This is a genomic window from Streptomyces sp. NPDC012794 (assembly GCF_042901085.1).
In the GTDB taxonomy this organism is placed as follows: domain Bacteria; phylum Actinomycetota; class Actinomycetes; order Streptomycetales; family Streptomycetaceae; genus Streptomyces.
On the sequence record NZ_JBIBCI010000003.1, the window covers coordinates 143,149 to 158,310 of the forward strand.

Annotated in this window: 12 protein-coding genes; 6 read left to right on the top strand and 6 right to left on the bottom strand. The window is 73.5% G+C overall.

Features of this window, described 5'->3' with window-relative positions; all coding sequences use genetic code 11:
• Positions 1–209: 209 nt before the first annotated feature.
• Positions 210–2,663 carry an ABC transporter family substrate-binding protein gene (locus tag ACFY7H_RS06715; RefSeq protein ID WP_388934098.1) on the bottom strand — a complete coding sequence of 818 codons (2,454 nt, stop codon included), beginning with the start codon at positions 2,661–2,663 and terminating at the stop codon, positions 210–212.
• 400 nt (positions 2,664–3,063) lie between these two features.
• Here ACFY7H_RS06715 and ACFY7H_RS06720 point away from each other — a divergent pair, with 400 nt between their 5' ends.
• From ACFY7H_RS06720 to ACFY7H_RS06745, 6 genes are all read left to right on the top strand, one after another.
• Positions 3,064–3,288, top strand: a complete 225-nt coding sequence (locus tag ACFY7H_RS06720) for a hypothetical protein (RefSeq protein WP_388934101.1) — start codon at positions 3,064–3,066, stop codon at positions 3,286–3,288.
• A gap of 148 nt (positions 3,289–3,436) precedes the next feature.
• Positions 3,437–4,261, top strand: a complete 825-nt coding sequence (locus ACFY7H_RS06725) for a hypothetical protein (protein WP_388934104.1) — start codon at positions 3,437–3,439, stop codon at positions 4,259–4,261.
• A gap of 1 nt (position 4,262) precedes the next feature.
• Positions 4,263–6,164, top strand: coding sequence for a fumarate reductase/succinate dehydrogenase flavoprotein subunit (locus ACFY7H_RS06730; protein WP_388934106.1), 1,902 nt, complete (start codon positions 4,263–4,265; stop codon positions 6,162–6,164).
• Entirely contained in the window at positions 6,161–6,937 is a 777-nt protein-coding gene (locus ACFY7H_RS06735) for a succinate dehydrogenase/fumarate reductase iron-sulfur subunit (RefSeq protein ID WP_388934108.1), read from the top strand. The genes ACFY7H_RS06730 and ACFY7H_RS06735 overlap by 4 nt, the downstream gene beginning before the upstream one ends.
• Positions 6,938–7,022: 85 nt before the next feature.
• Complete coding sequence (locus ACFY7H_RS06740; RefSeq protein ID WP_388934110.1) at positions 7,023–9,140, top strand: TPM domain-containing protein; 2,118 nt, start codon at positions 7,023–7,025, stop codon at positions 9,138–9,140.
• Between the two features lie 37 nt (positions 9,141–9,177).
• On the top strand, positions 9,178–9,894 hold the full coding sequence (locus ACFY7H_RS06745; RefSeq protein WP_388934112.1) for a PspA/IM30 family protein: 717 nt from the start codon (positions 9,178–9,180) through the stop codon (positions 9,892–9,894).
• Positions 9,895–9,924: 30 nt separating this feature from the next.
• Here the strand turns inward: ACFY7H_RS06745 and ACFY7H_RS06750 are convergent, their stop codons facing one another.
• The 5 genes from ACFY7H_RS06750 to ACFY7H_RS06770 all read right to left on the bottom strand — a co-directional run bounded on the left by ACFY7H_RS06750 (position 9,925) and on the right by ACFY7H_RS06770 (position 15,032).
• Positions 9,925–12,543 carry a SpoIIE family protein phosphatase gene (locus ACFY7H_RS06750; RefSeq protein WP_388934982.1) on the bottom strand — a complete coding sequence of 873 codons (2,619 nt, stop codon included), beginning with the start codon at positions 12,541–12,543 and terminating at the stop codon, positions 9,925–9,927.
• A gap of 182 nt (positions 12,544–12,725) precedes the next feature.
• Positions 12,726–13,154, bottom strand: coding sequence for an ATP-binding protein (locus tag ACFY7H_RS06755; protein WP_388934986.1), 429 nt, complete (start codon positions 13,152–13,154; stop codon positions 12,726–12,728).
• A gap of 154 nt (positions 13,155–13,308) precedes the next feature.
• Positions 13,309–13,755 (bottom strand): (deoxy)nucleoside triphosphate pyrophosphohydrolase, encoded by a 447-nt coding sequence (locus ACFY7H_RS06760; RefSeq protein WP_388934115.1) that lies wholly within the window; start codon positions 13,753–13,755, stop codon positions 13,309–13,311.
• 32 nt (positions 13,756–13,787) lie between these two features.
• Positions 13,788–13,982, bottom strand: coding sequence for an SPOR domain-containing protein (locus ACFY7H_RS06765; RefSeq protein WP_388934118.1), 195 nt, complete (start codon positions 13,980–13,982; stop codon positions 13,788–13,790).
• 297 nt (positions 13,983–14,279) lie between these two features.
• Positions 14,280–15,032 (bottom strand): GntR family transcriptional regulator, encoded by a 753-nt coding sequence (locus ACFY7H_RS06770; protein WP_388934120.1) that lies wholly within the window; start codon positions 15,030–15,032, stop codon positions 14,280–14,282.
• Between the last annotated feature and the right edge of the window lie 130 nt (positions 15,033–15,162).

Consider the following 15,162-nt stretch of genomic DNA (forward strand, 5'->3'; position numbering starts at 1 on the left):
GACGACTGAGGACGGCCGGGCTTCGGGTGGGGGGTCCCGGCTGTCGGTGGGGCCTGTGTTCATGCGGGTCAATGGGTGTGGGCACGACCTTGCCCGCCGGGAATCCGGCGGGCAAGGAAATTGAGTCACTTCTGAGCTTGTGACCCCTGGGTCAACCTGACAGGCCCCGTTTTTTCACCACTTCTTCCCCTGGGCGCCTCGCGCCCCGGCTACTTCTTCTCCTTCTTGGCGTCCTTGGCCTGGGGCGGCTTCTTCCAGCCGATGTCCTGGTAGCGGGGCGTCGCGAGACCGAAGGCGCCCGCGTTGGCCAGGCTCGGCTTGACGGCGACCAGCTCGGGACGCTGGTAGAGCGGGATGGAGCCGGCCGCCGCCCAGATCCGGGCGTCCGCCTTGCGCATCAGCTCGCGGGCCTGCGCCTCGTCCAGCTCACCGGCCGCCTGGTCGAAGAGCTGGTCGATGTGGTCGGTGCCGACCCGGGTGTAGTTCTGCTCAACGAGGAGCGAGCCGTCGGCGGCCGGCTCCGGCTTGGCGAAGATGGGCCGGGCGTCGGTGGCCGGGAAGGCCGTCGCGGGCCAGGAGTACAGGGCCAGGTCGTACTGGCCCGAGGCGATGTGGTCCTTGAAGAAGCTCTCGTCGGCGACCTTCTTGATCTCGGTGCTGATGCCGACCTTCTGGAGCATCTGGGAGATCCGCTCGCCGACCGAGCGCAGGGCCTCCGAGCCGGGGCCGGACGGGAGGACGAAGCGCAGGCTGAGCGCCTTGCCGTCCTTGGCCAGCATCGCGCCGGAGGTGCGGGCGGGCTGCTTGGCGGGGACGGGGGCCGGGCTGGCGGCGGGATCCTTGCCGTCCTCGCCCTCGGCTGGGGCGGCCTTGGCGTCGTCGCCCTCCGCGGGGGCCTTGCCGTCGTCAGCCGCCGCCGGGACCGCCTTCGCCGCCGCGAGGGCCTCCGCCTGGGCGAGGAGCACCTGCTCCTGCTGCGCGGCGAGGGAGGCCGGGGCCAGGGCCGGCGAGGGCAGGTCGGTGCGGCCGAAGGTGGCGAGCCCGTCGGCCCGGTCCGCCCCGAAGCCGCGCGCGGAGCCCTCCGGGAGGACGCGCAGCCCCGCGGCGGGGGCACCGGGCAGGCCCAGGCGGGCCCGGCGCATGCCGAGGTCGGCGGTGGCGGATCGCAGGTCGCCGTTGCGTCCGTCGTCGTCGCCCACGATGTAGAGGCCGTCGTTCCCGGTGCCGTCGCCCGGAGCGGGCTTGGCCCCCGCCGGGGTCTTGGAGTCGTCCTGCGCGCCCCCGGCGCTCTCGGCCCCGGCCTTCGCCCCGGCCGGCTCGTTCAGCTTGCCACCCCGGCGCCAGCCCGCGTCCGCGAGCAGGGCCTGGGCCGCCTGGGTGTCCTGGCCGCCGAGGGCGTGGCTGTTGTCGGCGTACGCCTGCTGCCCGGCCAGCGCCAGGTGGCTGCCGACCGGCTTCGCGGGCAGCCCCAGGGGCTTGAGGACGGTCTCGGCGAGCTGCCTGCGGTCCAGCGCACGGGCGACCGCGCGGCGGACCCGCTCGTCCGACAGCGGGCCGGAGGCCCCGTTCATGGCCAGCTGCGTGTAGGCGGGCTCCAGGGACTTGCGGACCGTGAAGCGGCGCAGGGCCGCCTGCTCCTCGGCGTACTTCTTGACGGCCGCGGCCTTCTCCTGGCGGGCTTCCTGCTCCTCCTTGGCCCGGTCCTCGTCGGCGCCGTGGGCCAGGGCCCAGGAGAGGGTGGCCTGCGCGGGGGTGAGGGTGGCGCCCGGGCCGTGCGTACCGTCGACGCGTCCGGCGTCCCGGTGCGCGAGGGCGATGCGGTCGGCGCCCGCGCGGTCGATCTCGCCGAGGTCGATCTTCCCGGCGGCCAGCGCGGCCGGGCGGCCCGCCCGGGGCACGGCCGTCAGTACGAGCGTGTCCAGCTTGGCGGGGCGGCCCCACCAGCGGGCGTTGCGGGTGAGGGCGGCGGTGCCGGTCTTCTTGTCGATGGCCCCGAGTCCGAAGGGCCCGGCGGTGACCTTCAGGGCGCTGCGGGCGCCCTCGTTGAAGGCCTCGGGGGTGCCCATGACCTGCTTGGGGTAGAGCGGGCTGAACAGGGAGCGCCAGTCGCCGTACGGCCTGGCGAAGGTGACCCTGACCTCCAGGTCGTTCTTGCCGCGCTCGATCTTCTCGATCCGGTCGTAGCCGGCGTTGCGGGCGGTCCAGTACGCCGAGTCCTTGCCGTTCAGGGCCCGCCACTGGGCGACGAAGTCGGCGGCCCCGATCTCGCGCCCGTCGCTCCAGACCGCCTGCTGGTTCAGCTTGTACAGGACGACCTGCTTGGGCTCGCGCTCGATGACCTCGGCCTTCTCCAGGTAGTCGGGATCGGCCACCGGCCGGCCCTTGGCGTCCAGGGTGAACAGGTGGGGCAGGACCGCCCCGGCGATCCGGTTGGTGGCGGCGTCCGCGTCGGCCTGGAAGGTGTTCAGGGTCTGCGGCAGGGAGTCCACGGCCCAGCGCAGCACGCCGCCGTCGGCGACCTGCTCGCGGACGGTCGCCGCGATGTCCGGCCCCGCGGCGGCCGGGCCGCCCTCGTCCTCACCCGCCCCGCACCCCGCGAGGAGCGGCAGTGCGAGGACTCCCGAGGTGAGGAGCGCCAAGGACCTGCGCCTTCTCTGGGTCATGGGTGGTACCTCCGGGGCGGGGCGCGAGGGCCGTGAAGAAGGGTCTTGATCACGTTCGGCGGTATTTGGAGCTGATCACACCGGTGTGGAAACCCACTGAAATCGACCACCGCCCGCGTGCTCCGCAGCGGCCCCTCGCCACGCCGCGAACCCCACCCGTGCGGACCAATCCGGCTTGCGGCCGGGGCCGCGCGCCCCGCCCCGGGGCGGCCGCCGGGCTCCGCGCCCAGGCGCGCGTTCCCTCCTTCGAGGGATGAAAATGGGGGCAGGGAGGGGCGCACGGTTTGCGCCTGCGCGCCCGGAATCGCTGCACGTCCCTTCACAACCGGGGACGGGAGGCGCGACACTCGCAGGCGCCCGTGAGCGTTGCCACCGCACCCTGCGGAAGTGAGGGCAAGTCATGTCCCTGCAAGACGATCTGACCGCCGTACGGCGCAACCTCGACCAGCTGGTCCGCTCGGTGGAGCAGCTGGAGAAGGACGTCGCCCGACAGGCTCCGGCCGCCGGCTCCGGGCCGCCGGAGAAATCCGGGATGGTGACCATCCCGGACACCCCGTACGACAACGCGCTGTGGACGGACACCGACGACGAGGGCCTCGGCGCCCGCGACCGCCGCGCCCCCTGACCGACCCGTCCACCGGCCCGTCCGGCCGTCCGGCCGTCCGGCCGTCCGGCCGTCCACCCGTCCGCGCACGGCATCCCCATCTGGCCCGGCCGCTCCGGCGGCCGGGCCTCCTGGGCCACCCGCTCGTCCACTCCACCCGGAGTTCCTCTTGGCCACAGGCACGGAACCACCCCAGCAGCGGCCCGGCGGGGTCCACGGCCCCTCCCGGGCCGCGATCGCGGCCCGGCACCTGCGCACCGACCGGTGGTGGCTGTCGCCCGCCGGCACCGCGGCCGGGCTGCTCGCCTTCATCGCGTACTCGACCTGGCGGGCCTTCGCCAACGACCACTACTACGCGGCCCCGTACGTCTCCCCCTTCTACTCCCCCTGTCTGGCGGAGAACTGCCTGCCGATGCGGGACGGCCCGAACCTTGACCTGTTCGGCAGCTGGTGGGGCCTGTCGCCCGCCCTGCTGATCCTGGTCTTCCCGCTCGGCTTCCGGCTGACCTGCTACTACTACCGCAAGGCCTACTACCGGGGCTTCTGGGCCTCGCCGCCCGCCTGCGCCGTCGCCGAGCCGCACGCCTCGTACACCGGCGAGACCCGCTTCCCGCTGGTCCTGCAGAACCTGCACCGGTACTTCTTCTACGCGGCGGTGCCGGTGGCGGGCATCCTCACGTACGACACCGTGCTGACCTTCCGCGACGCGCACTACGCGTGGGGCCACATGGGGCTGGGCACCCTGGTCTTCCTCGCCAACATCGTGCTGATCTGGGCCTACACCCTCTCCTGCCACTCCTGCCGGCACATCATGGGCGGCCGCCTCAAGCACTTCTCGAAGCACCCGGTCCGCTACCGGCTGTGGGGCTGGGTCAGCCGGCTCAACGCCCGCCACATGCAGCTCGCCTGGGCCTCCCTGATCAGTGTGGCCCTGTGCGACTTCTACGTGTACCTGCTGGCCAGCGGCACCATCACCGACCCGAGGATCTTCTGAGATGGCTCAAGTGGAACGGCAGCAGTGGGACGTGGTCGTGGTCGGCGCGGGCGGTGCCGGGCTGCGGGCCGCGATCGAGGCCCGCGAGCGCGGGGCCCGGACGGCCGTGATCTGCAAGTCCCTCTTCGGCAAGGCCCACACGGTGATGGCGGAGGGCGGGATCGCCGCCTCCATGGGCAACGTCAACGAGGGCGACAACTGGCAGGTCCACTTCCGCGACACCATGCGCGGCGGGAAGTTCCTCAACCAGTGGCGGATGGCCGAGCTGCACGCCAAGGAGGCCCCGGAGCGGGTGTGGGAGCTGGAGACCTGGGGCGCGCTCTTCGACCGCACACCCGACGGACGGATCTCCCAGCGCAACTTCGGCGGGCACGAGTACCCGCGCCTCGCGCACGTCGGCGACCGCACCGGCCTGGAACTGATCCGCACCCTCCAGCAGCGGATCGTCGCCCTCCAGCAGGAGGACTTCAAGGAGACCGGCGACTACGAGGCCCGCCTGAAGGTCTTCCAGGAGTGCACGGTCACCAGGGTCCTCAAGGACGGCGAGAAGGTCTCGGGGACCTTCTGCTACGAGCGCGAGTCCGGCCGCTTCTTCGTCCTGGAGGCCCCGGCCGTGGTGCTGGCCACCGGCGGGATCGGCAAGTCCTTCAAGACCACCTCCAACTCCTGGGAGTACACCGGCGACGGACACGCGCTGGCCCTGCTCGCCGGCGCCCCGCTGCTGAACATGGAGTTCGTGCAGTTCCACCCCACGGGCATGGTCTGGCCGCCCTCGGTGAAGGGGATCCTCGTCACGGAGTCCGTGCGCGGCGACGGCGGGGTACTGCGCAACTCCGAAGGCCGGCGGTTCATGTTCGACTACGTCCCCGACGTCTTCAAGGACAAGTACGCCGAGTCGGAGGAGGAGGGCGACCGCTGGTACGAGGACCCGGACCACAACCGCCGCCCGCCCGAGCTGCTGCCCCGCGACGAGGTGGCCCGCGCCATCAACTCCGAGGTCAAGGCCGGCCGCGGCTCCCCGCACGGCGGGGTGTTCCTCGACGTGTCCACCCGGATGCCGGCCGAGAAGATCAAACGCCGGCTGCCGTCCATGTACCACCAGTTCAAGGAGCTGGCGGACGTGGACATCACCGCCGAGCCCATGGAGGTCGGCCCGACCTGCCACTACGTGATGGGCGGCATCGCGGTCGACTCCGACACCGCCGCCACGGTCGGCGTACCCGGGCTGTTCGCCGCCGGTGAGGTGGCGGGCGGCATGCACGGCTCGAACCGGCTCGGCGGCAACTCCCTCTCCGACCTGCTGGTCTTCGGCCGGCGGGCCGGGCTGCACGCGGCCGGCTACGCGGCCGCCCCGGGCCGGCGGCCCGAGGTGTCCCAGGAGCAGGTCGACGCGGCGGCCGCCGAGGCGCTGGCCCCCTTCCACGCGGACGAGGGCGCGGAGAACCCGTACACCCTGCACCAGGAGCTCCAGACGGCGATGAACGACCTGGTCGGCATCATCCGCCGGGCGGGCGAGATGGCCGAGGCCCTGGAACGGCTCTCGGCCCTGCGCGTACGGGCGGCCCGCGCCGGGGTCGAGGGGCACCGGCAGTTCAACCCGGGCTGGCACCTGGCGCTGGACCTGCGCAACATGCTGCTGGTCAGCGAGTGCGTGGCCCGCGCCGCCCTGGAGCGCACCGAGAGCCGGGGCGGGCACACCCGCGAGGACTGCCCGGCGATGGAACGGCAGTGGCGTGCGGTGAACCTGCTGTGCCGCCCGGTCGATCCGGCCCCCGCCGATCCCGCCGCGGCGCGGATCGCGCTGGAGCGGGTCCGTACCGAGCCGATCCGCCCCGACCTGCTCGCGCTCTTCGAGAAGGAAGAGCTGGCCAAGTACCTCGCCGAAGAGGAGCTCTACGGGTGACCACATACGACGCACGCTTCCGGGTCTGGCGGGGCGACGCGGAAGGCGGGGAACTGCGGGACTTCACCGTCGAGGTGCACGACGGCGAGGTGGTCCTGGACATCGTGCACCGGCTCCAGGCGACGCAGGCGTCCGACCTCGCGGTCCGCTGGAACTGCAAGGCGGGCAAGTGCGGCTCGTGCAGCGCGGAGATCAACGGCCGGCCGCGGCTGATGTGCATGACGCGGATGTCCGTCTTCGAGCGGGAGGAGACGGTCACGATCACCCCGCTGCGGGCCTTCCCGGTGATCCGCGACCTGGTCACGGACGTGTCCTTCAACTACGCCAAGGCCCGGGAGGTGCCGGCCTTCGTGCCCCCGCCGGGGGTCGCGGCGGGCGAGTACCGGATGCGGCAGGTGGACGTGGAGCGCTCGCAGGAGTTCCGCAAGTGCATCGAGTGCTTCCTGTGCCAGGACACCTGCCACGTGGTGCGCGACCACGAGGAGAACAAGGCCGCCTTCGCCGGCCCGCGCTTCCTGATGCGGGTCGCGGAGCTGGACATGCACCCGCTGGACGCGGCCGAGGAAGCCGGTCTGGACCGCAAGCGCACCGCCCAGGAGGAACACGGGCTGGGCTACTGCAACATCACCAAGTGCTGCACGGAGGTCTGCCCCGAGGGCATCAAGATCACCGACAACGCCCTGATCCCGCTGAAGGAGCGGGCCGTGGACCGCAAGTACGACCCCCTGGTGTGGCTGGGGAACAAGATCCGGCGCCGCCCGGACCCCCTCTGAGGGCCGGCCGCGCGCCGGGGCGGCGGCCCGGCCAGGGCGGCGGCTCCGGGTGCGGGTCCGCCGCCGGACCCATAGCCTCCGAAATGTGCACCCCCCGAGACGCGGGACGCTCCCCCGCACCCCCACCCCCGGGCTGCTCCTCGCCGCCGCCCTGCTCGCACTCGCGCTCGGCGGGCTGGGGGTGGCCGGCGCGGGGCCGGCCCGCGCCGAGGATCCCGTCACGCTGTCGCGGCAGGGCCAGGTCACCGACCGCGTCGGCGCCCTCGGGGACCGCGCCCCCGCGGTGACGGCAGCCCTCGACCGGCTCTACGCCGACCGCCGGATCCAGCTCTTCGTCACCTATGTGCACGACTTCTCCGACCGGTCCCCCCAGAGCTGGGCCGACGCCACCGCCCAGAAGAACGGCCTGGGCCGGGACGACGTCCTGCTCGCGGTGGCGACCGGCACCCGCCAGTACGCCCATTCGGCCGACGTGGACTCCGGTTTCACCCAGGAGCAGCTCGACGCCGTCGCCCGTACCGCCATCGAGCCCGCGCTGCGCGGCAACGACTGGGCGGGCGCCGCGATCGGCGCGGCGAACGGCTACGACGCCGTGCTCGGCGGGCGGCCCGTCCCCGTGCCCGCCATCACCCCCGGCGCGGCCGACCCCGGCGGCGGGGCGGACGGGGGCAGCGGGGCCGGGGACTTCGTACTGCCGGTGGTCGCCGTCGGCGCGGCCGGGGCGCTCGCGGCGTACGCGTACCGGCGCCGCGGGAAGCGCGGCGGGCCGGGCCGGGGCACCACCACCGGCCATGCCGGCTGGGACGGTGCCCGGGCCGCGCCGGCCCCGCTGCCCGAGCTCGACGCCCGGGCGAGGGCCCTGCTGGTGGAGACGGACGACGCCGTCCGCACCAGCACCGAGGAACTGGGTTTCGCCACGGCGCAGTTCGGCGACGACGCGGTCGGCCCCTTCACCGAGGCGGTGCGGTACGCGAGGGACGAGCTGACGCACGCCTTCCGGCTGCGCCAGCAGCTGGACGACGCCTACCCGGAGGACGAGGCCACCCGGCGCCGGATGCTGGAGGAGATCCTGGCCCGCTGCACGGAGGCGAACCGCAGGCTCGACGCCGAGTCGGCCGGCTTCGACCGGCTGCGTGACCTGGAGAAGAACGCCCCGCAGGCCCTCGCCACGGTGGAGGCGCACTTCCGGGCGCTGAGCGGCCGTACCACCACCGCCGGGGCGACCCTGACCGCGCTGAAGGGACGGTACGCGGACTCCGCGTCCGCGCCGGTGGCCGCCAACCCCGGCCAGGCCGAGGACCGGCTCGTCTTCGCGGCGACCAGTCTCGGCGAGGCGCGGGCGGCCCTCGGCTCCGGGGACAACGGCCGGGCAGCCGTGCACGTCCGGGCCGCCGAGGGCGCGGTGGACCAGGCGGCGACGCTGGTGGACGCGGTCGAGCGGCGGGCGCGGGAGCTGGCGGAGGCGGCCGGGAAGCTGCCGGGCGCCCTCACCGAGACGGAGACGGACCTCGCCGACGCGCGCGGCCTGCTCACCGGTGCCGCGGCGGGCTCCCCGACGGGCGACCTGCGCGGCCGGATCGGCCGTGCGGAGTCCGTACTGGCCGACGTGCGCCGGGATCAGGCGGCGGGCCGGTACGACCCGATCGACGCCCTGCGCCGGGTCGAGGAGGCGGACGCGGCCCTCGACGAGGCCCTGGCGGGGGCGCGGGAGCAGGAGTCGGGGCGGCGGCGCGCGGCGGCGCTGCTGGACCAGGCCCAGCTGTCGGCCCGCAGTGCGATCGGCGCGGCGACGGACTACGTGACCACCAGCCGGGGTGCGGTCGGCAGCCAGGCCCGGACCCGGCTGGCGGAGGCGCAGCGGCACCTGGACCGGTCGGTGTCGCTGGCCGGCCGGGACCCCGCGGGCGCGCTGGCGGAGGCGCAGCGGGCGGATTCCCTCGCCCGGCAGGCGCAGCAGCTGGCGGAGCAGGACGTGGGGGCGTACCAGAACCCGTACGCGGGACAGCGCGGCCGGAGCGGTGCCGTGCTCGGCGGGATCATCCTGGGCGAGATCCTCCGGGGCGGAGGCGGCCGGGGCGGCTTCGGCGCAGGCGGAGGCGGCTTCGGAGGCGGGGACTTCGGCGGCGGGGGCTTCGGCGGGGGGCCCGGCTCCTACGGGGGCGGCGGTACCCGCGGCCGCATGGGCGGCGGCGGCCGTTTCTGAACGACGAGGCACCAGACCCCCACCAGAAAGGGACCCCATGGGCAAGCAGACCGTCCTCGGCCGTGTCACCCAGCTCGCGAAGGCCAACATCAACGCGCTGCTGGACCAGGCGGAGGACCCGCAGAAGATGCTCGACCAGCTGATCCGCGACTACTCGAACAACATTTCGGAGGCCGAGCAGGCGGTGGCGACGACCATCGGCAACCTGCGGATGCTGGAGGCCGACCACAAGGAGGACGTGGACGCGGCCGCCGAGTGGGGCGGCAAGGCCCTCGCGGCCAGCCGCAAGGCGGACGAGCTGCGCGCGTCGGGCGCGGCGGCGGACGCGGACCGGTTCGACAACCTGGCGAAGGTGGCCCTGGGCCGGCAGCTGCGGTCGGAGAAGGAGGCGGCGACGGCGGAGCCGGTGATCGCCGCCCAGACGGAGGTGGTGGACAGGCTGCGGGAAGGCCTGGCCTCGATGAAGGACAAGCTGACGGAGCTCCAGGCCAAGCGGGACGAGCTGGTGGCGCGGGCGAGGACGGCGCGGGCGCAGAACACGATGCTGGACGCGGTCAAGAACATCGACGTGCTGGACCCGACGAGCGACCTGAGCCGTTTCGAGGAGAAGGTCCGGCGGGAGGAGGCGATGGCCATGGGCAAGTCGGAGCTGGCGGCCTCCTCCCTGGACGCGCAGTTCGAGTCTCTGGAGGACCTCGGCAAGGCCGCGGAGGTCGAGGCCCGCCTGGCCGCCCTCAAGTCCCGGGCGGCTTGAGCCCCCTCGTCGAAGCCCCGCCCGGCCCGCTCATCCGTACATGCTCAGCAGCTGCTCCGCCGACAGCTCGGTGACCGCCTCTCCCGGTGCTCCGCCCGGCATGGGGAGGGGCAGCTCGAACCACACGGTCTTGCCCCGGTGGGTGCGGCGGGTGCCCCAGCCGGCCGAGAGCAGGCCGACGAGCTGGAGGCCGCGGCCGCCCTCGTCGGTGTCCCGGGCGCGGCGGCGCCTCGGCTGGGCGAGGTTGCCGTCCCAGACCTCGCACACCAGGGTCCGGTCCAGCAGCAGCCGCAGCCGGATGTCCCCCTCCCCGTACCGCAGGGCGTTGGTGACGAGTTCGCTGACCAGCAGTTCCGTGGTGTCGAGCAGGCCTTCGAGGCCCCACGCGGGAAGCTTCGCCCGGGCCAGTTCCCGGGCCTTGCCCACCGAGCGGGCCTCGCGGGGCAGCTGCCAGTCCCCGACGGCGTCGCCGGGCAGTCCCTGGACCCGCGCCATCAGCAGGGCGATGTCGTCCTCGCCGTGCCGGGTGTGGAGGGTGTTCAGGACGTGGTCGCAGACCTCCTCCAGGGGGCGGGACGGATCGGCGACCGCCCCGCGCAGGCCGCGCAGGCCCTCTTCGAGGGGGTGGTCGCGCGACTCGACCAGCCCGTCGGTGTAGAGGGCGAGCAGCGCGCCTTCGGGGAGTTCGACCTCGACCTCCTCGAAGGGTTCGCCGCCCACCCCGAGCGGCATCCCGGTCGGGATCTCCAGCAGCAGCCCGGGGGGCGGGGCGGCGCCGTCCTCGGCGGGTTCGACGAGGACGGGCGGCATGTGGCCGGCGTTGGCGATGGTGCAGCGCCGGGTGACCGGGTCGTAGACGGCGTACACGCAGGTGGCGAGGTACACCTCCGAGCGGTCGGCGTCGCGGGAGTGGAGGGCGGCGCGCGAGGCCTGCTGGGCGCCGCCGGGGGCGCCGAGGCCGCGGGCGACCTCGTCGAGGGCGGTGAGCACCTCGGCGGGTTCCAGGTCCAGCAGCGCGAGGGTGCGTACGGCGGTCCGCAGCTCGCCCATGGCGACGGCGGCGCGCAGTCCCCGGCCCATGACGTCGCCGACGACCAGGGCGGTGCGGTGTCCGGGCAGTTCGATGACGTCGAACCAGTCGCCGCCGACCTCGGTGGCGGCGTTGCCCGGGAGGTAGCGGCAGGCGATGTCGAGGCCGGCCGCCTCCGGGTCGCCCGGCGGCAGCAGGCTGCGCTGGAGGATCAGCGCCCGTTCGTGCTCGCGCCGGTAGAGGCGGGCGTTGTCGATGCACACGGCGGCCCGTGCGGCCAGTTCCACGGCGACGGCCCGGTCGCGTTCGCCGAAGGGCTCGCTGCCCTTGGTCCGGGAGAACTGGGCGAGGCCGACCACGGTGTCGTGGGCGACCATCGGGACGATCAGCGTGGACTGGACGAGGGCGTCCGGGTCCGTGCCGGAGACGAGCCGGGGCCGTGCCGTGCGCAGGGCGAGCGCTCCGGGGGAGGCGGCCGGATAGCGGTGCGTCTCCCCTACGGAGACCAGTGCGCCGGGCCCCGACAGCGGGGCGTCGGACACGGCGGAGGCGAAGGCCACCCGCCGCAGCGGTGCGGAGGGGGCTCGGCCGGCCCCCTGCCCGGGCAGCGAGGGGACGCCGGGGCCCTGGGGGCGGGCGGGCCGGTCGTCGTCGCCGAGCAGGAGCCCCTGGTAGAGGTCGACGGCGGCCAGGTCGCAGAAGCCGGGGACGGTGACGTCGAGGAGTTCCCGGGCGGTGGTCTCCAGGTCGAGGGAGTTGCCGATGCGGTGCCCGGCCTCGTTGAGGAGGGCGAGGTTGCGGCGGACCCCGGCGGCCTCGCGGGCGGCGAGGTGGCGGCGGGTGACGTCGGTGCCCAGGCCGGCGATGCCGATGGGGCGGCCGGTGCCGTCGTGCACCCGGTAGAGGTTGATGGACCAGTGGCGGTCGTCGCGGCTGCGGGGGGTGGATCCGGTGATCCGCAGGTCGGTGACGGACTCGCCGGTCTCCAGGACCCGGCGCAGGGCTTCGGCCATCCGGTCGGCCTCGTGGGGCGGCAGGTAGTCGTGCACGGTCCGGCCGCGGTGCTCCTCGACCGCTCCGCCGAAGACGGTCGCGAAGCGGCGGTTGGCGCGCTGCACGGTGAGGTCGGTGCCGAAGAGCAGGAACCCGAAGGGGGATTGGCCGAATATGGCCTGTGAGGCGGCGAGGTCGGATTCGATGCGCCGGAGCGCGCGTACGTCCACGACGACGCAGAGCGCGGCGCGCTCGGCGCTCTCGGTCTGGGTCGGCATCACATAGATCTCGGCCACGCCGTGGGCGCCGTCCCCGCCGGGGATCCGGAAGGGGATCAGCCCGGTCCATTCCTTGCCGTCGAGGATCTCGGCGACCTTGCGGTGGCCGCCCTCGCGCAGCTCGGGCGGCATGAAGGCCTCGACCGGGTCGCGCCCGACCGCCTGGGCCGCGCGCAGCCCGAACAGCTCTTCGGCGCGCAGGCTCCACTGGTCGATGAGCCCGTCAGGGCCGATCGAGAAGGACGCCACCTTGATGTGGTCGTATATGGAGCCAGGCGGACTGCTGTGCCACAGGGAGTCGCGCAACGGCTCCCCGGGCACGCGGGCCTGATGTGTCTGCGCAGGTATCTCGCTCACGCGACCGTCCCCTCCAGCTCACCGCAACCGGACCGGCCATGACCGAAGTATTCAGCACCACGGCCCCGTACGGCACGGCGTTCACGATCACAAAAGGGTCCCGTTGTTTTCCGGCCACGTCCGGTGGTCTTCCCAGACGCCGCCCGGGAGACCCACTGCCGCCCTTCTCCTTGTTACTCACCAGGAAGAGCCAACTCGAACCACACGGTCTTCCCCGTTTTCCCGTGCCGGGTTCCCCAGCGGCGCGCGGAGACGGCGACGAGGTGCAGGCCGCGCCCGCCTTCGTCGTCCGGCTGCGCGAGGCGCTCGCGGGGTGGATCCGGAAGCGGATCCGAGACCTCCACGAGCAGGGCCGGGCCGCCGGCGAGGCCGGGCGCGGCCGGATTGCGCCGTACCAGGCGCACCCCGATGGGGCCGGAGGCGTAGCGCAGGGAGTTGGTGACCAGCTCGCTGACCAGCAGGACGGTCACATCGCCGACGGAGTCCAGGCCCCAGGAGCGGAGGGTGCCGCGCACGGCGTGGCGCGCGGTGCGGACGACATCGGGCTCGGCGGGAAAGGCCCACTCGGCGCATTCACCGTCTGTGTCCATCACGCCGATCACTTCCCGGGCCACCAGCGACCCCAGTCAGGTTCGTCGGGGACGAATGGGGGACGAGATAGGGACTAATAGCGACATACCCGATATTTGGGGCGCCGTACCACCCGGTCCCCCACGCACCGGCGCACTGTGGCGCAGACGGCCTAGAGCGCGAACTTCACGCGCCCCGGTGCGCCCCGCCGTGCGACTCGGTGCCCACCGCGCCGCCCGCTCCGGCGCGCAGCCGGCGGCCGGCCTCCGCGACGAAGGGCCGGTCCTGGTCGAGCCAGTCCACCGAGTCCAGCTCGTGCGGGGCGAGCCAGCGCAGCTCGTCGTGGTCCTCCAGCGGGGCGGGCTCCCCCGAGACCAGCCGGGCGGTCCACACGTGCAGGACCAGGCCGGGCCTCACCGGCCACTCCCCCGGGATCCGCTCCAGGACCTCGGCCTCCACGCCGAGTTCCTCGCGCAGTTCGCGCACCAGCGCCTCGGGCACCGTTTCACCCGGCTCCGCCTTGCCGCCCGGGAGCTCCCACCGGCCGGCCAGCTCGGGCGGCGCGCTGCGGCGGGCGGCCAGCAGGCGTCCGTCATGACAAAGGGCTCCGCCCACGACCACTCGTACAGTCATGGACGGAGCCTATGCCAGCGCCTCCGGCCGGTTCAGCCGGTGGTGGCGGTCTGGCTTTCCTGTCCGATCCGCTCGACCCAGTAGAGCTGCTCGTGTCCCCGGCCGTCGAGGCTGTCGACGACCTTCTGGGCCTCGGCCCGGGTGGGATAGCGGCCCACCCGGTAGCGGTTGCCGTTGTCGTCCTGACGTATGACCAGCCATGGAAGCAGGGCACCGCTGTCGGTCATCGCGCTCCACCCTCCGCCGCCGTACCTGCCCAGGAAACCGCATTGCGCATATGCCCGAGCTTACGCCCGACCTTTACTGACCGGATACGGTTTTTCACGAAGAGATACCTGGGGGCGTACGCATCCGGCCAGGCGTACGAGCGCGCCGTGCGCGCCGGTCCGGACCCGGCGCACGGCGCTGACCCGCGCGTGACGACGAGGAAGTCGCCCGCCGTGCCGACGGTGGACATATCGAACAAGGGTCCGGGGCACGCCCCGGACCCTTGCGATGCGACCGAAAAAGCGGCCCGTGCCCCGTTACCGGACGGGCAGGTGGTACGAGAGCCGGTAGCGGTCCGCCGGGACGACCACGTCCGCGGTCTCCACCGCGCGGCCCGAGGCGAAGTACGTACGGCTCACCACCAGCACCACGTGTCCCGGGACCCCGCCCAGCAGCGTGATCTCCTCGGCCAGTCCGGGCCTCGCCCCGACGTCCTCGACCACGTTGTCCACGACCACGTCGATGGCGGCCATCCGGTCCACCACCCCCGAGCCCCCCAGGGGTCCTTCCTCCGGCAGCATCACCGGGGTCCGGCCGGTCACCGCGAGGGGCTCCCAGGAGGTGGAGAGCATCATGGCCTCCCCCGCGTCGCGGAAGACGTAGCGGGTGCGCATCACCCGGTCCCCCGGCTCGATGCCCAGCCGCTCCGCGATCTGGACCGGCGCGGGCGTCTGCTCACTGCTGGAGTCCCAGGTGCCGCGCGCGCCCGCCTCGGCCTGCTCCTGACGGAACGGCGTCGACGCCCCGGCCGACCGGTAGCCGGAGCGGGCGACCCGGCGCGGCACGGGCTGCTCCCGGACGTACGTACCGGACCCGGAGCGGCCCTCGACCAGCCCCTCCGCCATCAGGACCTTGCGCGCCTCCAGCGCCACGGTGTCCGAGACCCCGTACTCCTCGCGGATCCGGGCCTGGGAAGGGAGCCGGGCGTGCGGGGGCAGGGACCCATCGACGATCTTCCGTCGCAGATCCCCGGCGACGCGGAGATAGGCCGGCTGCTCACCGAAAGTCACGAGCCACTCCCATCAGGTTGACAGACAGCCACACCCTGGCAACCGACGGTTGAGCAACGCAAGCACGGGCCAAAGTTTCACCCGATGTGATGAACGCAGGTCACTCAAACCCCTTACCGAGCGTTACCCA